Annotated in this window: 21 protein-coding genes, 1 tRNA gene and 1 pseudogene; 10 read left to right on the plus strand and 13 right to left on the minus strand. The window is 61.1% G+C overall.

The window, feature by feature from the left end:
- Positions 1–5 precede the first annotated feature (5 nt).
- The gene (locus QTL95_RS24070) at positions 6–1,220 is read right to left on the minus strand and encodes an ROK family transcriptional regulator (protein ID WP_289722462.1); all 1,215 of its coding nucleotides are present in this window, start codon (positions 1,218–1,220) and stop codon (positions 6–8) included.
- A 229-nt stretch (positions 1,221–1,449) separates the two neighbouring features.
- Here QTL95_RS24070 and xylF point away from each other — a divergent pair, with 229 nt between their 5' ends.
- The 4 genes from xylF (at position 1,450) to QTL95_RS24090 (ending at position 5,058) form a co-directional block, all read left to right on the plus strand.
- Entirely contained in the window at positions 1,450–2,490 is a 1,041-nt protein-coding gene (xylF, locus tag QTL95_RS24075) for a D-xylose ABC transporter substrate-binding protein (RefSeq protein ID WP_037186515.1), read from the plus strand.
- Positions 2,491–2,743: 253 nt separating this feature from the next.
- The gene (locus tag QTL95_RS24080) at positions 2,744–4,054 is read left to right on the plus strand and encodes a sugar ABC transporter permease (protein ID WP_289722394.1); all 1,311 of its coding nucleotides are present in this window, start codon (positions 2,744–2,746) and stop codon (positions 4,052–4,054) included.
- Positions 4,055–4,067: 13 nt separating this feature from the next.
- Complete coding sequence (locus tag QTL95_RS24085) at positions 4,068–4,862, plus strand: ATP-binding cassette domain-containing protein (protein ID WP_037186511.1); 795 nt, start codon at positions 4,068–4,070, stop codon at positions 4,860–4,862.
- A gap of 119 nt (positions 4,863–4,981) precedes the next feature.
- A tRNA-Arg gene (locus tag QTL95_RS24090) sits at positions 4,982–5,058 on the plus strand.
- 147 nt (positions 5,059–5,205) lie between these two features.
- Here the strand turns inward: QTL95_RS24090 and QTL95_RS24095 are convergent.
- From QTL95_RS24095 to QTL95_RS24115, 5 genes are all read right to left on the minus strand, one after another.
- Positions 5,206–5,955, minus strand: coding sequence for an SDR family oxidoreductase (locus QTL95_RS24095; RefSeq protein ID WP_289722395.1), 750 nt, complete (start codon positions 5,953–5,955; stop codon positions 5,206–5,208).
- An 80-nt stretch (positions 5,956–6,035) separates the two neighbouring features.
- A complete protein-coding gene (locus QTL95_RS24100; RefSeq protein WP_289722396.1) occupies positions 6,036–6,785 on the minus strand; it encodes an SDR family NAD(P)-dependent oxidoreductase in 750 nt (249 codons plus the stop codon).
- Between the two features lie 45 nt (positions 6,786–6,830).
- Positions 6,831–7,700, minus strand: a complete 870-nt coding sequence (locus QTL95_RS24105) for a helix-turn-helix domain-containing protein (RefSeq protein ID WP_289722397.1) — start codon at positions 7,698–7,700, stop codon at positions 6,831–6,833.
- A gap of 72 nt (positions 7,701–7,772) precedes the next feature.
- Positions 7,773–8,540 carry an SDR family NAD(P)-dependent oxidoreductase gene (locus QTL95_RS24110; protein ID WP_289722398.1) on the minus strand — a complete coding sequence of 256 codons (768 nt, stop codon included), beginning with the start codon at positions 8,538–8,540 and terminating at the stop codon, positions 7,773–7,775.
- Positions 8,541–8,635: 95 nt separating this feature from the next.
- Positions 8,636–9,391 carry an SDR family NAD(P)-dependent oxidoreductase gene (locus QTL95_RS24115; RefSeq protein ID WP_289722399.1) on the minus strand — a complete coding sequence of 252 codons (756 nt, stop codon included), beginning with the start codon at positions 9,389–9,391 and terminating at the stop codon, positions 8,636–8,638.
- Between the two features lie 234 nt (positions 9,392–9,625).
- On the opposite strand from QTL95_RS24115, the gene QTL95_RS24120 reads away from it, so the two are divergent.
- Positions 9,626–10,582: an AraC family transcriptional regulator gene (locus tag QTL95_RS24120; protein ID WP_289722400.1), complete on the plus strand. Its 957-nt coding sequence runs from the start codon at positions 9,626–9,628 to the stop codon at positions 10,580–10,582.
- 76 nt (positions 10,583–10,658) lie between these two features.
- On the opposite strand, the gene QTL95_RS24125 is transcribed toward QTL95_RS24120, so the two are convergent.
- Complete coding sequence (locus tag QTL95_RS24125) at positions 10,659–11,675, minus strand: zinc-dependent alcohol dehydrogenase family protein (RefSeq protein WP_289722401.1); 1,017 nt, start codon at positions 11,673–11,675, stop codon at positions 10,659–10,661.
- Positions 11,676–11,776: 101 nt separating this feature from the next.
- Between QTL95_RS24125 and QTL95_RS24130 the strand changes: the two genes are divergently transcribed.
- The gene (locus QTL95_RS24130) at positions 11,777–12,676 is read left to right on the plus strand and encodes a LysR family transcriptional regulator (protein WP_289722402.1); all 900 of its coding nucleotides are present in this window, start codon (positions 11,777–11,779) and stop codon (positions 12,674–12,676) included.
- 170 nt (positions 12,677–12,846) lie between these two features.
- Entirely contained in the window at positions 12,847–13,863 is a 1,017-nt protein-coding gene (locus tag QTL95_RS24135; protein ID WP_289722403.1) for a ketopantoate reductase family protein, read from the plus strand.
- A 100-nt stretch (positions 13,864–13,963) separates the two neighbouring features.
- Here QTL95_RS24135 and QTL95_RS24140 read toward each other — a convergent pair whose 3' ends face one another.
- The 5 genes from QTL95_RS24140 to QTL95_RS24160 all read right to left on the minus strand — a co-directional run bounded on the left by QTL95_RS24140 (position 13,964) and on the right by QTL95_RS24160 (position 17,010).
- Positions 13,964–14,434, minus strand: a complete 471-nt coding sequence (locus tag QTL95_RS24140; protein ID WP_289722404.1) for a nuclear transport factor 2 family protein — start codon at positions 14,432–14,434, stop codon at positions 13,964–13,966.
- Between the two features lie 104 nt (positions 14,435–14,538).
- Positions 14,539–14,865, minus strand: coding sequence for a nuclear transport factor 2 family protein (locus QTL95_RS24145; protein ID WP_289722405.1), 327 nt, complete (start codon positions 14,863–14,865; stop codon positions 14,539–14,541).
- A gap of 10 nt (positions 14,866–14,875) precedes the next feature.
- On the minus strand, positions 14,876–15,856 hold the full coding sequence (locus QTL95_RS24150) for a saccharopine dehydrogenase family protein (RefSeq protein WP_289722406.1): 981 nt from the start codon (positions 15,854–15,856) through the stop codon (positions 14,876–14,878).
- Between the two features lies 1 nt (position 15,857).
- Complete coding sequence (locus QTL95_RS24155) at positions 15,858–16,067, minus strand: VOC family protein (RefSeq protein ID WP_289722407.1); 210 nt, start codon at positions 16,065–16,067, stop codon at positions 15,858–15,860.
- Between the two features lie 199 nt (positions 16,068–16,266).
- The gene (locus QTL95_RS24160) at positions 16,267–17,010 is read right to left on the minus strand and encodes an SDR family NAD(P)-dependent oxidoreductase (RefSeq protein ID WP_289722408.1); all 744 of its coding nucleotides are present in this window, start codon (positions 17,008–17,010) and stop codon (positions 16,267–16,269) included.
- Between the two features lie 137 nt (positions 17,011–17,147).
- On the opposite strand from QTL95_RS24160, the gene QTL95_RS24165 reads away from it, so the two are divergent.
- Together QTL95_RS24165 and QTL95_RS24170 are read left to right on the plus strand one after the other, a co-directional pair.
- Positions 17,148–18,029: an AraC family transcriptional regulator gene (locus QTL95_RS24165; RefSeq protein ID WP_289722409.1), complete on the plus strand. Its 882-nt coding sequence runs from the start codon at positions 17,148–17,150 to the stop codon at positions 18,027–18,029.
- Positions 18,030–18,469: 440 nt separating this feature from the next.
- Positions 18,470–18,907: a universal stress protein gene (locus QTL95_RS24170; RefSeq protein ID WP_289722410.1), complete on the plus strand. Its 438-nt coding sequence runs from the start codon at positions 18,470–18,472 to the stop codon at positions 18,905–18,907.
- Between the two features lie 141 nt (positions 18,908–19,048).
- On the opposite strand, the gene QTL95_RS24175 is transcribed toward QTL95_RS24170, so the two are convergent.
- On the minus strand, positions 19,049–19,441 hold the full coding sequence (locus QTL95_RS24175) for a GFA family protein (protein WP_289722411.1): 393 nt from the start codon (positions 19,439–19,441) through the stop codon (positions 19,049–19,051).
- 538 nt (positions 19,442–19,979) lie between these two features.
- Between QTL95_RS24175 and QTL95_RS24180 the strand changes: the two are divergent.
- Positions 19,980–21,141, plus strand: a pseudogene (locus tag QTL95_RS24180) (ice nucleation-like protein); the annotation flags it as partial.

The raw sequence follows: 21,141 nt of genomic DNA on the forward strand, positions 1-21,141 counted from the left end.
ACCGCTCAGCCCAGCCCCGCCGCGACAATATCGCCGTCGATGACGGAGAGCGCCCGGTTCAAGTGTCCCTCGAAAACCAGCATGGGCTCGTCGAGGACAACGCGCAGTTCCGGCATGCCTTCCATCCGTACCAGATGCGATTGCGCGAGCCCCTCCTCGATACCCGGCCGCAGCAGATCGAAATAGCGTGTGCCCGGCCCCGTTATCGTCACCGGCATGCGCGCGGTGAGGCTGAGCAGCCGCGAAAGCCCGTTCCCGAGCACGATGCCGGCGTGCCGAAAGGCGAAGGCTGACATCCGATGCCCCTGCCGCGCCCGTTGCGCGATCTTGTCCAGTTCGCTGACCGGCACGAACTTCGCGGGGATCGTATCGTCGGGCACTTCGAAGGCCATGCGCAGGATCGCATAGAAGCCGGCATAGGCCTCGATGCAGCCGCGGCTGCCGCAGCGACAGAGCCCGCCGTTCGGCATGTGCAGCATGTGCCCGAAATTCGGCGCCGCGATCTCCCGCTCGCCCGCTCCGCTGCGCCGGACGACCCCGAGACCGATGCTGTGGCCGAGCGACAGCGCCGCGAGCGATCGAGGCCCCTCGCCGCTCCCGCCTTCCTCCCGCGCATCGAGTGCCGCCGCCACCAGCAGCGTCTCGTTGTCGAGCACGATCCGCGCCTGCCAGTCCGGACGAAGTGCCGCCTCGAAATCGATCTGGTCGTTTCCGAAGATCGGCGACCACACCAGCACCGCCTCGTCGGAGCGCACCAGCCCCTTGCTGCTGATCGAGATCAAAAGCACCTTGTCGCGGACGATGCGCGAACGGCTGAGGAGCCGCTCCAGGCCGTCGCGAACCGCCTCGGTGAAGCGCGCGGCGCCGTGAGGATCGTGCGAGCGCTCCTCGCTGAAGCGATCGATCAGCGTGCCGGCGTAATCCACTAGCGAATACTGCACGCCATCCGAGGAGATGATCACCACGATCAGGTAGCCGCAGTCGCGCCGCTGGCGGAACTGCACGCGCGGCCGACCGCGCCCGCTCGCCGCTTGCTGCTCGGATTTCTCGATCACCCCGGCCTTTTCGAGATCGGCGGTGATGGCGGAAATCGTGGCGGATGAAAGCCCGGTGAAATCGGAAATCTCGGTATGCGAGAGCGCGCCGTGACGCCTCAGCGCCGCAAGCGCCAGCACGCTGTTGCGCTGCCGCACCAGTTCCGTGCTCGACTTGGTCAGCATGAAGGCCGCCCTGTTACCGCGTGCATTCCACCCCTCGTTCACACCCCATCTCCGGCAACTTTCCCACGCAGAAAATTAAGCCGATAGTGCAGTGTTGACAGTTGAAAAAATCTCTGACACTAAATTTCTCGACTGTCGAGAAAATAATGAAACGCTTTTCTCGACAGCAAATCGCGGCGGCCGGAGGAACCACTGGCTGGGGCTGGCCGCACTCTATCGGGAGGATATAATGAAGTATGTTTTGAAGCTGATGGCAGGCGCTGCCATCCTCGTGTCGGTGCATACCGCCGCAATGGCTGCCGACCTCGTCGTCGGCGTTTCCTGGTCGAACTTCCAGGAAGAGCGTTGGAAGACCGACGAAGCCGCCATCAAGAAGGCGCTAGAAGCCAAGGGGGCCAAGTACATCTCCGCTGATGCGCAGTCTTCTGCCGCAAAGCAGCTCACCGACGTTGAATCGCTGATCTCGCAGGGTGCCAACGCCCTCATCGTTCTCGCTCAGGATTCCGATGCGATCGGCCCTGCCATCGAAAAGGCTGCTGCCGAAGGCATTCCTGTCGTCGGCTACGACCGCCTGATCGAAAACCCGGCTGCCTTCTACATCACCTTCGATAACAAGGAAGTCGGCCGCCTGCAGGCTGAAGGCGTCTTCAAGGTCAAGCCTGAGGGCAACTACGTCTTCATCAAGGGCTCCTCTTCCGACCCGAACGCGGACTTCCTGTTCGCCGGCCAGATGGAAGTCCTGAAGGCCGCCGTTGACGCGGGCAAGATCAAGAACGTCGGCGAAGCCTACACCGACGGCTGGCTGCCGCAGAACGCCCAGCGCAACATGGAACAATTCCTGACCGCCAACAACAACAAGGTCGATGCCGTTGTTGCGTCCAACGACGGCACTGCCGGCGGCGCCGTTGCTGCGCTCGACGCACAGGGCATGGCAGGCACCGTTCCGGTGTCCGGCCAGGATGCCGACAAGGCAGCTCTGAACCGCATCGCGCTCGGCACGCAGACGGTTTCCGTCTGGAAGGATTCGCGCGAACTCGGCAAGCGCGCTGCTGAAATCGCACTCGACCTCGCCGGCGGCACCACCATGGACAAGATCGAAGGCGTAACGTCCTTCGAAGGCGGTCCGAAGAAGGTGAAGATGCAGTCGATCTTCCTGAAGCCGCAGGCCATCACCAAGGACAACCTGAACGTCGTCATTGACGCAGGCTGGATCACGAAGGCTGAAGCTTGCCAGGGCGTGAAGGCCGGCAGCGTCAAGGCTTGCGACTAATCCTCGCCAGCTGAACCAACACACCGGCGCCGTGGCGATCTCGCCGCGGCGCCGGATGCGGCTGGAGCCCGTCTGTTGCGCTCCCCGCCTCGCAACGCACCGCGAACGCTTTGATTCCCTGCCGCAACGTGCCGCACCCCGCGCAGCCGTTCCGGAAGTGTCTCGGTGGTCGATTTGAAGAACAGGGCACCTCGGCAAGGGCTTTCGGGCGCCCGCGCCAAACGGCCCAAACAATGGGGGAAACGGCAAACCCATGGCAAACATCACGCAATCCTCATCGAGCCAACCGCGCTTGGCCGAGGGTAACGCTTTCACGCGCTTCCTGCGCGCCACCGAGATCGACACCCGCCTGCTCGGCATGGTCGCGGCGCTGCTGGTCATCTGGATCGGCTTTCATCTCTACACCGGCGGCCTGTTTCTCACGCCGCGCAACCTCTGGAACCTCTCGGTCCAGACCACCGAGATCGCGGTTCTCGCGACCGGCATGGTGCTCGTCATCGTCACCCGCAACATCGACCTGTCGATCGGCTCGATGCTCGGCCTCGTGGCCATGATCATGGGCGTTGTCCAGGCGAAGTTCCTACCGCAATATCTCGGCTTCGACAATTCCTGGACCTGGCTGATCACGTTGATCGCGGGCCTGATCGCCGGAACGCTGATCGGCCTCTTCCAGGGCGTCATCATCGCCTTTCTCGGTGTCCCCTCCTTCATCGTCACGCTCGGCGGTTTCCTCGCCTGGCGCGGCCTTGCCTGGTACGTGACATCGGGCCAGACGGTCGCTCCTCTCGACACCACCTTCCGCATCATGGGCGGCGGTGCCGAAGGCTCCGTCGGCGCCACATGGAGCTGGATCATCGGCCTGGTCGCCTGCGTCCTGATCATCGTCGGCATCATCAGCTCGCGCCACCAGCGCAAGCGCTTCAACTTCCCGCGCCGGCCGCTCTGGGCCGAGTATTTCCTTGTTGTCCTCGGTTGCGCGCTGGTGCTCGGCGCCATCTGGGTCTCGACGATCTATTACTGGCCGGTGGCGATCGCCAAGAAATACGCCGAAGCCAACGCCATCGCCTGGCCGGAAACGGGGCTCTTCATCTCCTACGGCATCGCCGTGCCTGTGCTGATCGCCATTCTGGTCGGCATTGTCATGACCTTCATCGCCACCCGCCTGCGCTTCGGACGCTACGTCTTCGCGATCGGCGGCAACCCTGAAGCCGCCGAGCTCGCCGGCATCAAGACCCGCTGGGTCACCGTCCGCATCTTCGCGCTCATGGGCTTCCTGGCCGCCGTTGCCGCGGCGATCTCCACCGCCCGCCTCAACGCCGCCGCCAACTCGCAAGGCACGACCTACGAGCTCTACACCATCGCGGCGGCCGTCATCGGCGGCACATCGCTTGCCGGCGGCACAGGCACGATTGCCGGCGCCATGCTCGGCGCGCTCGTCATGCAGTCGCTGCAGTCGGGCATGGGTCTCGCGAACGTCGATACCCCCATACAGAATGTCGTCGTGGGCGCGGTTCTGGTCGTGGCCGTCTGGCTCGACACCGTCTATCGCTCGCGGTCGAAGTAAGAGGAGCCTGGATATGACTGATCAACGCACTTCCCCGAACACTCCTCTCGTCGAACTGAAGAACATCTCGATCTCCTTCGGCGGCATCCACGCCGTGGACAATGCCTCCGTCGACCTCTACCCCGGCGAAGTCGTGGCCCTGCTCGGCCACAACGGCGCCGGCAAGTCGACGCTGATCAAGATCCTCTCCGGCGCCTACAAGCGCGACAGCGGCGAAATCCTGATCGACGGCGAACCGGCCGACATCAGGAACCCGCGGGACGCCAAGAAATACGGCATCGAGACGATCTACCAGACGCTCGCTGTCGCCGATAACGTCGATGCCGCCGCCAACCTCTATCTCGGCCGCGAGATCCGCACCAAGTGGGGCACGCTCGACGACGTCGCCATGGAGGCCTCTGCACGCGAGGTGATGGGCCGCCTCAACCCCAACTTCCGCCGCTTCAAGGAGCCGGTGAAGGCGCTCTCGGGCGGCCAGCGGCAATCGGTGGCGATCGCCCGCGCCATCCTCTTCAACGCCCGCATCCTGATCATGGACGAGCCGACGGCAGCGCTTGGGCCGCAGGAGACGGCGCAGGTCGGCGAGCTGATCAAGCAGTTGAAGAAGGAAGGTATCGGCATCTTCCTGATCAGCCACGACATCCACGACGTCTTCGACCTCGCCGACCGCGTCTCGGTGATGAAGAACGGCCAGGTGGTGGGCCACGCCCGCACCGAGGACGTGACCAAGGACGAGGTGCTCGGCATGATCATCCTCGGCAAGGTGCCCCCCAAGGCCATCCCCGGCCCTGGCGCCATGCAGGTGTGACAAGAATGCGTGCGCCGTTCGCAAGAACGGCGCACTTTTCAATTTTGGAGATTGATGCAGGCGAGAAGCTAGGCTAAGAACCACGCATCGGACAGGCGATTCAAACCCGCCTCAGGCATGCACCCGTAGCTCAGCTGGATAGAGTGTTGGATTCCGATTCCAAAGGTCGCAGGTTCGAATCCTGCCGGGTGCGCCATTTCTTTTAGAGCGACACACATGTCCGGACTACTTACGTCATCATCTGCGGACGCTCATCGCCATGAGAGCGGACTGCGATTTTAATTCTTTTGTGAATACAGGATAGTTTGACTGCTCCATTATCGCCGGACATGCGCCATACGTGTCATGCCTGATCTATTGGAAGTAAGAACATCTCCGCCACGTTGACGTGCTGTGGAGCTTGGATGGCGTACAGGATCGCACTGGCGATATCGTCTGGATCGAGAAAGCGGACCACAGACTGATAGTCGTCAAGCTCTTTTCGTTTTTCCGGATCTTTAGTTTGCTCCGACAGTTCCGTAGCGACCGCACCAGGCTGAATGCACGTAACCCGAATATTGTGCTTCTTTCCGACTTCCATCCGGAGACCTTCGCTGAAGGCGGTGACCGCGAATTTGGTTGCGGAGTAAACGGTGTAGCCGGGCCCGAATACTTTCCGTCCCGCGATGGAAGATGTGTTGAGGACGTGTCCTGAATGCTGCCGGATCATGATCGGAAGGACTGCCGCCGTCGTGTTCAACACTCCCTTCAGATTTATGTCGACCATGGCGTTCCACTCCGTAATCCTCAACTGATCAATGTCCGAAATAGGCATGACGCCAGCATTGTTGAACAGGATGTCAATCGAACCGAAGGCCCGCATGACCTCGTCGACTCCCTTCTCGACTGACGACAATCTGCTTACATCCATTTGAACGACAAATGCATTACCGCCGTCGTCGAGGATTTCCCGCTTCAGCGCCTCCAGCCGCTCGGTGCGGCGTGCGGCAATGGCAACTCGTAGGCCTGCCTTCGCCAGCATGCGCGCGGTGGCTGCGCCAATGCCGCTGGAAGCTCCGGTAATCAGTGCGGACTTGCTTGTCAGGTCGTTCATCTCATTTCCTCTCATAAAGACATCCGGCGGCGGAGCGAGAAGTCGCGCTTCCCGTCGTTGAGGACATTGGCGTCAGGGGTTCACGGAAGGCTCCATCCTCCGTCGATGACGAGCTCGGCGCCGGTGACGTAACTTGCTTCGTCCGACGCGAGATAGAGAGCGCCGTAGGCCATATCGAGAGGCTTGCCGGCGACGCCCATTGGCACCAGGGAAAGCACCTTTGCGTTCTCTTCTTCTGTCAGGTTGTCCATGGCCGGGGTTTCCGTATCACCGGGATAGACCGAATTGATCCGGACACCCTTCTTCGCATACTCGAGCGCCGCCGCCTTGCTGAGCATCCGCACGCCACCTTTCGAAGCGTGATAGGCTGTGTAGCCGGTCGTTGCGATCAGTCCGTATAGCGAGCAGATGTTCACGACAGAGCCGTTGCCCGATCTCAGAAGCTCCGGCATCGCGGTCTTCATGCCAAGATAGGTCCCGGTAAGATTGACCGCGATCACCTTGTTCCAGTCGTCCACCGTCGTGTCTGTCAGTCCAGTGGCACTGAACCGCGCGGCATTGTTGACGATCGTGGTCAGCTTGCCGAAATTCGACACTGTCGCACCCACGACCGCCTGCCAGCTCCGCTCGTCCGAGACGTCGAGCTTCTGGAAGATAGCTCGGTCGCCGCGTGCCTGAAGACGGCTCGCGACCTCTTCCCCTTGCGCCTCGAGAATATCCGTAATCACCACCTTCGCGCCCTCGGAGGCGAAGAGGTCCGCTATTCCTTCGCCGATGCCACGGGCTGCACCAGTGACGATCGCAACTTTTCCATCGAGTCTTCTGGACATTTGACTAACTCCTTGATTGGGTCGATTTCGGCGGGATGTTTAGCGTCAGAGCACGCTGACGCTTATGATCGGCGGCGCCCCGAAAAGCCGCCTGTATTCACGGTTGAACTGGTTGGCGCTGGAATAGCCGACATGGGAAGCAACCTCCCCAGCCTGCATTTGCGTTGTAAGCAGGAGGTGTCTCGCCTGGCTGAGCCGCAGAAACTGCTGGTATTGAAGCGGCGTCATCGTCGTCAGGCGCCGGAACTGGTGATGCAGGGACGATGGCGACCAATTACAGAACGTCGCGAGATCGGCGACAACCAGTGGCTCTCGGAAGCGATCGATGATGTAGCGAACCGCGCGGTAGACGCGAGCCAGATGGCTGCCGGGAAGCGTCAATTGGTGCAGTGCGCGTCCAGATGGGTGAGCAAGTAGCCGTAGCATGAACTCCTGCTGCAACAGATCGACGAGCCGCCCATCCGGATTATCCGCAACGGAAATCTCGAGCATCCTGCGAAAGCAGTCGCACATCCACGAGGGCGTTCCAGTCATGGCGACAGACGACGAAACGAGGCCGGCGATCCTGCCAGGCATGCCGCTGCGAACGCGCTCGGCAAGTGCGAGGTCGAACGCAAGCTCGATGGCCATATAGGGGGCGTCGCCGTCCGCGCGCCCCGTGTCCTCCACGATCGGAAGCGGCAGGGCATTGATAAGGAAACCGAACTCCTCGAGTAGGAACGATTGCGTACCAAGCGTCAGGCGCCGGCTGCCTTGAATGATGACCGTGATGGACGAAGCCCGGATCGGCACGTTCGCCATGTCGCTACGAGGCAGCTTCGTCAGCGACAATCCGGACACCACCCCGTCGACTTTGTCGCGATCAGATAGCAGCCTTTGCGCAACCTGCCTCAGCCTTGCTCGGGAGGCACTCACGTCATCTCCGGGGTTGGAGATCCGTGTTCCAGGTGCTCGTGACATAAATACCTCCCGAAGCGACGTCGACGCTTACATCCGGTTGCCGGGAATAGTGTATCCACCATCCACGAGGAGGCTCTGCCCCGTGACGAACCCTGATGCCGGCGAGGACAGCCAGACGGCGGCTTCGGCGACCTCGTCCGAGGTTCCGAGCCGTTTCATCGGCGTCTGAGCGATCAGGGCGTCGAGCGTATCGGGATCGGTACTCGACGATGTCATCGGAGTATCGATGACGCCGGGGGCGACGTTGTTGATGCGAATCCCGTGTTCCGACAGTTCGAATGTCAGTGACTTGACGAGAACATCGAGGCCGGCCTTGGTCATGGAGTAGAGCGCCGACCCCTTAAGGGCTCCTTGTGCAAGCCACGAGGAGGTATTGACGATCGCACCGCCTCCACCCTGGCGTTTCATCTGCGCAATCTCGGCACGGATGCAATGCCAGGTGCCGCGGAGATTGATGCCGATCGCCTGGTCAAAGTCGTCGGTGGACAAATCGTCGATCGCCGCCCACTTGCCGATCACGCCCGCGTTGTTGAAGGCGATGTCGAGACGACCGTACCTCTCGACGGCTTGCTCGACCATCGAGGTGATCTGCTCCGGGTTGGCGATGTCGGCGGAAATCCCGAACGCGTCGCCACCGAACGCCTTGATTTCCTCCACCACGACGTCCACCTCCGGCTTTCGCCGGGCAACGATGGCGACGCGAGCGCCGCGGCGTGCGAAGATGTGTGCCGCAGACCTGCCGATGCCGGAATTGCCTCCGGTGACGATGGCGACCTTATTCTTGAAGTCTTCCATTTCGATGCTCCTTTCTGCGAGATGGCCAACCGGCATCGTCCGCCGGCCGGTGGCCGATGCCGGGATGGATTGATTGTGAATGAGATTTCAGCCGATCAGGGCTGGTCGGTCGGGCGCACGACGATCTCGTTGATGGCGACACGGCGTGGGTTGGTGACGATGAAGGAAACGGCCTCGGCGATGTCTTCGGCGTGCAGGCGCTCGACTTCGCCGAACATCGCCGTGAATCCTTCCCATTGGCCTTTTGCATCCCAAAGTCCGGTGGCCGTGGCTCCCGGTTCGATCACCGAAAAGCGGATGGACTGGCGAGTGAACTCCTGCCGCCAAGCCTCGGTCGCTGCAGTCACCGCGAACTTCGTCGCGTTGTAGATCGCGACCTGTGCCGCGGCCACACGTCCAGCGACCGAGGAGATGTTCACGACATCGACGACCTTGCGCGGGCTGTCCTTCACGGCATCGGAAAGATGCGGAAGCGCCGCCTTCGTGACATACATCAGACCGCGCAGGTTCACGTCGACCATCGTATCCCAATCCTTCAGCGGACTGTCGATCGACGGGCCGTTGAGCATGACGCCTGCGGCGTTCACGAGCGTGTCGAGCCGGCCGAAGCGTTCGACGGTCTGGGACACGATCTTCTCGGCCTCGGACGACGTTCTGAGATCGACCTCGAGGGGAAACGCCTCGCCTCCGTTCGCGACTATCTTTTCGGCAACCGCATTCAAACGCTCGGCGTTGCGACCGGTGAGTGCAACACGGGCACCGGCGGCAGCCAGGCGCAAGGCAGTCGCTTGACCGATCCCGCTGGAGGCTCCCGTCACGAGAGCAACGGTATTGTTCAATGTTTCAGACATGGGATTGTCTCCTGGTTGCGAATTGGCGCGCGCAAGCCAGCGATGTTGTGTATCGATCGGCTTTTGCTTGGCACTCACCCACACTAGGGGGCTCGGTTTCCGATCGTGACGCTGATCCTTCCCGATTATTGCCCAATCCTCTTGGGTCCAGATTTTTTCCGTGACAGGGAACGGACGGAACCATGCCTTGAACCGTGACGTTCCCTACTTATGTCACACCGCAGGAGAGCGGCCATGGACCTCAGAATTAACGAAGAGAACAGCAAGTTGCGCGATGCGACGGCGGCGGTGCGGGCACGTCTCTGCTCCGTCATCCAGAACAGGATGGGCGCCCAAGAGGAGATCGAAACCGAAATCGAGGGCCTTACGCTTGTACGGCGTGATCATCCGATCCCTCCCACGCCGTATCTTTACGAGCCGTCGCTCGCCATGATCATGCAAGGGGCTAAACACGTCGTGCTGGGAGAATCCTCGCTCTGGTACGACGAGTCTCATTTCCTTCTGACCGCGATGAACCTTCCAACGATAACGCGGGTAGTCGAGGCGACCCCGGCACGTCCATACCTGTCGATGGTGCTGAAACTCGACCTGACCGTTGCGAAAGAAATCATGGCTGCACTTGATATTGACGGGTCGGAGGCTGGCGATGGCACAGCGATGGCCGTCGGCCCCGCCACCCCGGAACTGTTCGACGGCGTGGAGCGGTTGCTTGCCCTGCTTGATCGACCAAAAGAGATTCCGATCATGTCCGGCCTCATCCGGCGGGAACTGCTGTTCCGTGTGCTGACAAGCCGGACTGGAGAGCGGCTGAGGCAGATCGTCCGGATCGGCACCGACGACAATCGGGTTGCGCGGGCGATCTCATGGCTACGCGAGAACTACGCAATGCCGTTGAAGGTGGCGGATCTTGCCGACCACTGCCACATGGGTGTCTCGACGCTACACCATCATTTCAGGGTCATGACGGCGATGAGCCCGCTGCAGTTCCAGAAGAACCTTCGTCTCCACGAGGCGCGTCGCATGCTGATGTGCGACAACCTAGACGCCGCGAGTGCAGCGATCGAAGTGGGGTACGAGAGCGTCACCCAGTTCAACCGCGAGTACCGCCGCATGTTCGGCGCACCGCCCATCCGTCATGTCAGATCCCTTCGGACGAATGCACCACCATCAGCAGGTGCGACGCCGGTTTAGTTGCAGCAGACGCGGCTCGGCCGCTGGAATTACCCGGCGGCCGAGCTTTTTATCGATCAACCAGCGGACTCGGTTTTTATTCGTCCGATACGTTGATGACGATCTTGCCGAATGTATCCGGAGAAAGCTGCGCGTCGTAGGCAGCCCGTGCCTCCGAAAAATCGAAGGTGCGGTGAATGACCGGCTTGATCCCCTTATCGTCGATAAAGCGGAAGACCTCGCGCTGCTGGTCGGCGCTGCCGACGGGAATGCCGCGCAGGCTCACACCCTTCGCATAGAAGAGCGCCGGATCGATCGCCTCGCCGAAGGACATCAGTCCGACCATGCCGATGTCGCCGCCGAAGGCCAGCGCCTGGATGCTCTGGTTGATCGAGCCGAATCCGGCCGTATCGACGATCTTGTCCGCTCCACCGGTCGCCTTGAAGAACGTCGCGCCCCAGTTCTGATCGTTCCGATAGTCGAAGGTTTGGGAGACGCCAAGATCGATCAGTTTCGGCTGCTTGTCGGCCTGGCTGGTCGTTGCGAACACGTCTGCACCGAAGGCCTTCGCCATTGAGATGGCGAAAAGCGACACGCCGCCGGAGCCGAGGGTCAGAACCTTCTGCCCAGGACGAACCGGGTTTGCGTGCTGCAGCGCGGTCCACGCCGTCACCGCCGCGCACGGGAGGGTCGAAGCCTCGGCAAGGCTCAAGCTCTCGGGAGCCATCATCACGCGGTCGGCTCGCAGCACGACGAATTCGGTCAGCACGCCCTGTTCGTCGGCTGCACCCAGCCCCAGACCGATTCCCGGATGCGGCGGCCAGGTCTCGAAGTCGCGAAGATAGACCGTGGTCACCCGGTCGCCGATCTTCCACCCGGTGACGTCGTTGCCGACAGCGTCGATCACGCCTGCGCCGTCGGCGACGGGCACGAGATCCGCACGCGGGCGCCACGGGCCGTCGCCACCCGACAGGATGAGATGCTCGCGGTAGTTCAGCGATACCGCCACCACCCGTACTCTCACCTCACCGGGGCCGGGTTCCGGCCTCGTCGTGGTCGTTTCGACAAGCCCTTCTATGGTGTTTGCACCCGCCTTCAAAATCCACTGCTTCACTGTCTTCTCCATCATTCTGCTTGGATGATGGAAATGTAGACGCTCCCGTATTAAGTGATTAGACGAGACAAACCGGACAAGCCTGTGAGCAGGACTCAACAATGAAACGAGAAGATATCGCCGACCTCATGGCCTTCGCCATCATCGCCGAGGAACGAAGCTTCACGCGCGCTGCCGTTCGTCTCGGCCTCTCCAGCTCCGCATTGAGCCACGCGATCAGATTGCTTGAAGAAAGACTGGGTACGAAGCTTCTCAATCGGACGACGCGCAGCGTCGCTCCAACGGCGGCCGGGCAGAGACTGCTGGCAAGGTTGTCGCCTGCTCTTGGCGAAATCGCCGAAGGCCTCGATGCTCTGGCAGACGAACGCGACAGACCCTCGGGGACGGTGCGGATCAACACGCATCAGAGCGCAGCTTTTCTGCATGTCATTCCGAAGTTGCCAGCTCTTCGGCATCGGTATCCTGACGTCGTTCTCGATCTCGGCATTGACGACGGAATGATCGACATCGTCAGCGCCGGCTTCGACGCAGGAATCCGCCACGGCCGTCATCTGGCCAAAGACATGGTGGCGGTGCGTATCAGCTCCGAGTATCGCTCGGCACTGGTCGCCGCGCCCAACTATCTCAATGGGAAGCCACCGGTCCGATCGCCTTCCGATCTTCTTGAGCTCGATTGCCTAGCGTGGCGATATCCGACGTCCGGCGCACTGCTGAAGTGGGACTTTATACAGGAAGGCCAGAGGATCAGCGTGGAAGCCGAGCCGGTATTCACGACCGACGACATGGAGGTTCTCGTCCAAGCCGCCGTGTCCGGCGCCGGGGTTGCCTACCTTCTGCGAGAGCAGGTCGCCACCCATCTCGAAAGCGGTCGTCTGGTCGAACTGCTTCCTGAGATGTCGGTCGAACACGACGCCTGTTATCTCTACTACCCCGATCGACGCCAGATCCGCCCGGCCATGCGAGCCGTGATCGATCTCCTGAAGGACGGCGCCCGGCAATGACTGGGTGATGTCCCCATCGTTATTCTTTGCCGCCCACGGACCGGATTGCTGAGTCACACTCATAGGCTCGCGCGATTTGGCAGCGCTAATAGCGGGCCTCCTCCATGTTTATGTATCCCCTGCAGGCGCTTCGACGCCAGTATCCGAGCAACATATTCAGGACGGAAAACATGGCCGACAGCGCAAAAAAGGTGCTCATCGTGGGAGCAGGATCGATGGGACTTGCCATCGGATACCACCTTGTCGCATCGGGAACGGAAGTAACCTTTCTTGTACGGAGCCACCGCGTTCCAGAGTTGATGCGGCCGCAGGTACTTTATTCCTATGACGACGACACGTTGCGCACGTTTGCACAGTATGCCGTCATCGCTTCTCCAAGCCGCATCGACGAACAGAATTACGATTACGCAGTCGTGACGCTGGATGGCGCGGCGTTGCGCGACGCGGACGGCATGGCCGTAGCCGAGGCGCTTGGCCGAACGTCGCGTGACCACGGCACGAAGATCATCCTCGGATCAATCGGCATGAGGCTCAAAGAGTGGTTTATCGACGCCGCCGGGATCGACGCCGGCAGCATTGTGAATTCTTCGCTCGGGATTCAGTGCTATTCGCCAGAGGCCGCACGGCTGCCGCTGCACACCGGAACAAGCCGGGAATTGCTTTACCGCGCGGACCTCGCATATCGCCATTGCTGGCCCTTCGGTCTTGTGGTCGAAGACAGTGCCCCGGCGGTCGCCGAAGGATTCGCGGCTTTGTACAGTGCGAACGCTGAATCAAAATGCGTCGTCCGGCCGTCGACCGAGTTCTCCGTGATGCTCCCGACCTATTTCCCGATGATGGCCGCCCTTGAACTTCTGGACTGGCCGCAAGCTGGGAATATCGATCCAACCACTCCGGAATGGCTTCTTGGCACCGAGGCCGCTCGCGAAATTCAAGGATTGAAGATCAACGGGCGCTTCGGACAGGAGGTCAAGCGGAACACGACGCCGGAGGGATTGGCCGAACAGTGGCGCGTCTGGGAACAGGACATGCTTCCCCTCGATCTGCAGGAGTTCAACCGCTACCATCACGGCGGAAAGGTGAATCGCCAGGACCGCCAACTTCTTGCAGATTGCCTTGCACTCGGCGAGGCGGAAGGCGATCCCATGACGGCACTGAAGAAGCTGCTTGGTCGACTGCCCGTCTGAGGGGTCGGCGGGAGGTTATGAGGTGGACGACCGCCAGAAATCTAGGGAGGCGGCAGACACACTGTCCCGCTGCCCCTTTTTGTCGCGTAATGTCTGAAGATCAGATTCCGGCGAGAACGCCGATGTCACCCGACCGCCAGACGTTGTCGACCGTGTTGCGGGTGATGAGCCAGACGTCGCCGGTTCTGACCAGTTCGATGTCGTAGCGGTTCTTCATCAGATAATGACGCGATGGATCGCTGCGCGGCACGTGCTGCGCTTCGACGAGGACATCCATGCGCGCCGTGTCTCCGTCGATGGTCACCCGCGGATTGCTGACTGAATGCGTCGTGTCCAGCATGGCAAGCGATGTCGTCAGCGCCGAGACAATCACTTCCCTGCCCTCGATGACTGGATACTCGAACCCGGCCTTCGCGGCAGCCGGCCGGAAGTCGGAGACTGCGTTCTCCGCGAGCGACGACGCGAGCAGGTCGCTGTCGCGAAGATCGATCCCGGCGGCGAAGCGATAAAGCGCTTCAACAACGGCGAGACGGTCGGCGGCGTTCTGTGCGAACGATGGTGATGTAGTCATGAAGGTTCTCCTTTTCATGCCGGAGGCTCGCGAAGGGCAAGCCTTCCCCGGCATCGGCGCCTGGGGCGCAGATGGATATGATCGATGTGTTGTCGGCGGGGATGCTATTCGAGGTCGGCGTCGATACGTTGAATCAGGCCGTCTGCATTGACGACGATCTTGAGGATGCCGATCTCGTGGCCGAAATCGCCTGTGAAATCGAGGCGGATGGTGGCGTTGAAGTCGTCGAGTCTTTCAAGCGACAGAAGCCTGCTCCGCGTATGATAGCCAACGAAGAACCGCTCAAGGTAGTCGCGAACACCATCCCGACCGACGAAGGCGTCGCCCACCGAAACGTCGTCGATGACGGCATCCGGCGTGAACAGGGACAGCGCCCCATCGACGTCGAAGGCGTTGGCGGTGCGGATGAAGGATTCGACGACCTTCTGCATGAAAGCCTCCCTAGATGTCGATGATGGTGGTGTCGGCGATGGTTTGCGCGAAACCGTTTCCGAACAGGCCGGCCGGGGTCTGGAAACCGGAACGCGCTTCACCGTTCAGAACGCGGCGCCCGGCTTCGGCCGCTGCCATGGCAGTAAAGGTGTAGCCGTTGACGGTGTCGAGCAGCGATCGAACGACCTGGCCTTGATCGTCGGTGACCTCGACCAGCGCCTGGTAGCGGTTCGCCAGCCTTTCTTCCTCGCTCGGCCCGTCCGGCAGCAGGGAAAGGTCGCCCTGCGGGAACCCATCGCCGGTGGCATGCACGAAGGTTTCGATGTCGGGAACACCGGTCGCACGCCAGATCGTAATCAGGTCTGGCAACGTCACCCGGAAGCATTCGACGGCGCCTCTGCCGAAGTCGAATGGCTGGATGTCCGCCTCCGCCGGGGTCAATACGCCATGCGCGCACTTCAAGGTTTCGACCGTCAGGTTCTCGGTGGCGCTGATCGCCGACCCGCGCGAAAGACCACCGGCGACATGCAGCACGATCCTGATCTTGCGAGGGTTGGCGACACGCCCCGCACCATGGCTGGCGAGGCCACCAAGCATGGCGACACTTCCGCCACCGCCCGGCATCAGCATGACGCCTGCGGCCTTGGCCTTGTCGTCAAGCGCTTCGGCGAGCCGGTAGCTGTCGAGTTCGGCTGCGGTGTCGAGATAGTGCACGCCATTGCGGATCGCTGCCTTCATCAGGGCATCGGCGGTGCGCATGAACGGACCCGCGCAGTTCAGGAGGACGGAGATGCCGGCGAGGCCCGTGTCGATCGCCGTAGCGTCGTCGAGACCAAACACGCGGTATTCCATGCCAAGTTCGAAGGCGAGTTTCGCCAGGGCGGTTCCGCTGCGGCCTGCAAGGACGACTGGCATCCCTGCCCTCTTCGCGTGTTGGGCCACCATGCCGCCGGTATAGCCGGTCGCGCCATAGATCATCAGTTTTGTCATATCAGTGCTGCCATTCCTTGTAGACGAATTCGAGGCTGTAGCCGTCAGGGTCGCGAACCTGGGCGGCGTAGTAGCGGGGGTCGTAGTGGAGCTGCGGTCCCGGCGGATGGATTTTTGACGCGCCCGCGGCGATAGCGGCGGCATAAGTGGCATCGACCTGGGAGGTGCTGTCGGCGACGAAGCCGACATGAACGGCACGGCCTTCGACCACGCCCTCGCGTACAGAAGAACACCCGGCCGTTCCCGCCGAACCCCTTCAGGTCAGGATGGCCGGGCGGCCCGTCCTTTCCGTCATAGTCGTGCGCATGGATGATCCCGAGCGGTGCCAGCGTCGCTTCGTAAAAGGCGATCGACCGATGGATGTCGCTGACGGAAATGAAGACATGGTCGAGCATGCTGCTCTCCTCTGCTCAGATGATGTAGCCACCCGAAACTTCGATGTTCTGAGCGTTGACCCAGCGGTTCTCGGCCGACAGTAGACTGGCGACGACGCCACCGATCTCTTCCGGCTCGCCGACGCGGCCGAGTGCGGTCTGGCCCGCCAGCATGGCTTCGAACGCGTCGTTCAGGCCACCGCCGAGTTCCGTGCGGATCGCGCCGGGTGCGATCGAGTTGGCCCGGATGCCGCGCTCGCCGAACTCCTTGGCCATGTAGCGGGTCAGGACTTCGAGACCACCCTTGAAGGAGGCATAGGGCGCGACGCCAGCGGTCGCCACGCGTGAGGTGGCGCTGGTGATGTTGATGATCTGGCCTCCATCCGCCATCAGCGGCAGCAGGATCTGGGTCAGGAAGAACGGCCCCTTGAGATGGACGTTGAAGAGCCCATTGAACTGTTCTTCTGTGACGGTCGCGATCGGATTGAACAGGCCGTATCCGGCATTGTTGACGAGATAGTCGAAATCTTCCCGGCCAAAGACGGATTGAAGTTTTGAGGCAACGACGTCACGAAACGCCGGGAAAGATGTGACGTCGCCGACGTCGAGCTTCAGCGCAACAGCCTTGCCGCCGTTCTCGACGATCGTTTTCACGACGGTTTCTGCTTTATTCGGATTGTTGTTGTAGGTTACGACGACACCCATGCCCTTGTCCGCGCATTCGATTGCTGTGCTGGCTCCGAGACCCCGGCTTCCTCCGGTGACGATGACGATCTTCATGGCTGTTTTCCTTGCCCGTTTGGTGTGACCTGAAGCTAGGCCCGCATCGTCTCGCCCGCTCACCCATTCCTCTCCGAAGCTTGCCTATTTCTGCTTCACCCTTGCGGATACACCCTCCGTCTGTCACGGTCGCATCCATGGAAAAGCAACTTCAGGAACTGCGCGCGCTGGCCTCGAACGCGGAAAATCGCCGCACGGAAACGGGAATTCCACGCATCGCGATGGTCCAGGGAGAGATCCCCGAGCATAGCCTTTCGGCCGTCTACGAGCCGATGATCAACCTGATCCTGACAGGCTCGAAGACGATGACGGTCGGCGAGCGGACCTTTGCCTACGACCCGGCGACGTATTTCGTCATGTCCGTCGACCTTCCGGCCGTCGGGTCGGTACATCCCTCGACCACCGGGGAGCCATATCTCGCCGTCAGTCTGACGCTTCATCCCCCAACGGTCGCAGCCCTCATCAGCGACCTGCCCGTGCAGGTCTGCAGCAAGCTGTTCGGTTCCGGCTTCTCGGTCGCGCCGGTCAACGAGGAGTTGCTCGACGCCTGGGTGCGTATGCTGCGGCTGATGGACCGTCCGGACGAGATCGCGGTGCTTGCACCTGCCTACGAACGGGAGATCCTGTTCCGGGTGCTGCAGGGGCCGTTGGGCTGGATGCTTCGGGACATCGCCGCTCCTGACGCTGCGCTCTCTCGCATCGGCGTTGCGATCCAGTGGATCCGCGAGAATTTTGCCAAGCCTCTGCGGGTGGAAGCGCTCGCCGAGATGGCGGCCCTCAGCGTTTCAGCATTCCATCGCCACTTCAAGGCGGTGACGGCACTCAGCCCAATTCAGTACCAGAAGCAAGTTCGTCTGCTACACGCGCGCACGCTTCTCATGTCCGGCGAAGGCAATGCGACGTCCGTGGCCTTTGGCGTCGGATACGAAAGTCCAAACCAGTTCAGTCGGGAATATGCTCGGCAATTCGGGCTGCCACCGTCGAAGGACGTCGTGAGGCTTCGCGGCCAGGCCGCCTGACGTCGTCCTGCGTCCAACTGCCCGACTCAAACGCCAGAACAAATCGAGCGGCCTTCGCCGAGGACGTCACGCTTTTCCGTTACGCTATCATGCTTTGGCCCGGCAGCAGCCGGTATGCTTGCAATAGGCAACAACGCAAATGCGATCACGATCGATTTCCATTGAATCAAGCTTGCCCCCTCACCCTGGATGTAAGAGACGGCGCTGCTCCGATCCTGTCAAGATGCACGCGAGGCGTTCAGGAAAATGCAATCCCTTGATCGAGCCAGACTTAAAGCGGGACGCCGAGCCCGTATCCGGAGACGGGAGGATACGTGGTCTTGCCTTCTTGTAGCAGTTCCAGTGCCGTGCCCCCCAACTTGACATCGATCAACACCCTCCCCCCATAATCCGCTACACTCCTCCAAATTGATCGCATCAAGGTCCAAAGAGGATATCCCATGTATACCCGCATTCTCATCCCCACCGATGGTTCGCAACTGGCGACAAAGGGGCTGGATCACGGTCTGGCTTTGGCGAAGGCGCTCGGTGTTCCCGTCACCGTTGTCAGCGTCACGGTGCCGCTCGGTGGCCTGGCGCTGCAGGGCGTCGTGCAGGCGCAGGCGCTGGAGAGCTATGACCAGGGCGTCAGAGAAGAGCTCGCCGCCACCGAACGGCTGGTCCGGCAAAAGGTGGCGGAAGCAGGTGTGGCTGCCGAGTTCATCAGCGAGACGGCCATTTCGGCGGCAATCGGCATCATCGAAACCGCGCAGGCGCGCAACTGCGGGCTGATCGTCATCTCCTCGCATGGCCGCACGGGCGTCGTCCGGATGATCCTCGGCAGCCAGACGCAGGAAGTGCTGGCGAAGTCGACGGTTCCGGTGCTGGTGGTCAAGTAACGGCGACTTGTCCAGCTTGGTCAACCTTGGCCCGACCGCCTAAAACAGTTGCAGAAGAAGTGCGAAGCGGTTTTCCGTCCGGAATTGCGTGAAAACAAAAGGCTAGAGCTGTTCCGCTATTCGAAGAAAAGCGGAATTGCTCTAATCCTCGAACCGGCCTGACGCGTCGCGGTCCCGCTCGTAGCGCCTGATCACGGGAAAGGCCGGCAGCCAGGATTCGCGGCGGATGGTCCAGAGCTCGTAGGTCGGCGCCAGCTGGTCGGGCGCATCCAGCGATCCGAGGCTCACCTCGATCTCGTCGTCCGACTTCCCGAAAACGGACGAACCGCAGCGCGGGCAGAAGAATCGGCCGCGGTAGTCGCGCGTCTCTCCCTCGATCGTCACCGCGTCCGCAGGGAAGATGGCGGAGGCGTGAAACAGGGCGCCATGATGCTTGCGGCAATCCAGGCAGTGGCAGATACCGATTCGGTAAGGTCTATCCATCGCCACGATACGAACGGCGCCGCATAGGCATCCTCCAGTCAATCGTTTCATGGCGACTTCCTCCAAAGCAAGTGCTGTAACAGTTTCCCTGGCTCATACCGTCATGAAAATCTATTGTTTAATATGGCACGACAGCGAATAGTCCAGACAAGATTTATTTAGTATTCCAACGCCAGTTCGCGCACCGACATTCTCCATGATTTTTTCGCGTATGACTGAAAACACATAATAAAGCACGCGCCGTCACACCTTGAAGCTATAATCAAAATTATCAATTCGCTACATTTCTGCAGTCGCGATGCTCGATAGATGAAAGTATTTGGAGCAGTTATTAACGCGGCTTTAAATGTTTTCCTGATAAGGCGTCAATGTCGCGAAAAATTGCTACGCGGCACTCGCACAAGCTAGCGCGGAAAATCCGAGCTCCTTCCAAGCTCGAATTGCATGATGCCTTTCCCGCGCAGGTTCACATGAGCCATGTTCCCCATTTATTTCGCTTTATTTGCGGAAGTCGGATCGGTCCCTTCAACGGAGACGTCTGGCGGCAGATAGGCGTGACCCGTCACTAACCGGTTTCAAGGACACGTTCATGACTTCGATTCTCTCTTCATTATCCGCCGCGCAGATTTCAAGACTTTCGACGGCCACCATTGCCGGCCTTAATTCGGAAGACGTAAACGCCTTGGGCAGCGCCCAGCTCAAGGGCCTGACGTCGACCCAGATTTCTTCCCTCAGCACAGAAAACCTCGCGCTCTTCAGCTCCGAAGATCTTCGCGCCCTCTCTGTCACCGCAGTCAAGGGCCTGACGGTGGAGCAGATCGGTATCCTCGACTCCGCTCAGATCACTGGCCTTTCCTCGCAGCAGGTCACTGCGCTTTACACCAGCCAGGTCGCCGCCCTGTCCACCGAGCAGATCGAAGCCCTGACGAAGGATCAGATCGCCGGCCTGACTTCCGGTCAGGTCGCAACGCTTAGCACCGACGAGTTGGCTCTCTTCACCACCGACGAGATCGCCGCAATCAGCGCCAAGGCTCTTGCGGGCATGACGACCGAAGCTCTTCACGGTCTCGGCACCGAAAACGCCGAAGCCCTGACCAAGACCCAGATCGCCGGCCTGTCCTCCACACAGCTCGCTTCGCTGACTTCCGACAGCCTGTCGACCTTCTCGCCCGACGAGATCAAGGCCATCAGCACCAAGGCGCTCGCCGGTCTCTCCACCGACGTTCTCTCCAAGCTCGGCACCGAGACCATCGCATCGCTGAGCCGCACACAGGTTGCCGCCCTCTCCACCACCCAGTTCGACTCCATGTCGACTGAGCAGGTCGAGGCGCTGACCTCGGATCAGATCGCCGGTCTGAGCTCCGCCCAGGTCGCAACGCTCAACAGCACCGAACTGGCGCTCTTTGGCACCGACGAGATCGCCGCAATCAGCGCCAAGGCAATCGCCGGCCTCGCCACCGAGGTCCTCGCGGCCCTTGGCACCGAAACCGCCGAAGCCCTGACCAAGACCCAGATCGCCGGCCTGTCTTCTGCACAGCTCGGTTCGCTGACCTCCGACAGCCTGTCGACCTTCTCGCCCGACGAGATCAAGGCCATCAGCACCAAGGCGCTTGCCGGTCTCTCCACCGACGTTCTCTCCAAGCTCGGCACAGAGACCATCGCATCGCTGAGCCGCACACAGGTTGCCGCCCTCTCCACCACCCAGTTCGACTCCATGTCGACTGAGCAGGTCGAGGCGCTGACCTCGGATC

Origin of the sequence: Rhizobium sp. S152 (assembly GCF_030380735.1) — a bacterium.
Taxonomy (GTDB): Bacteria; Pseudomonadota; Alphaproteobacteria; order Rhizobiales; family Rhizobiaceae; genus Rhizobium.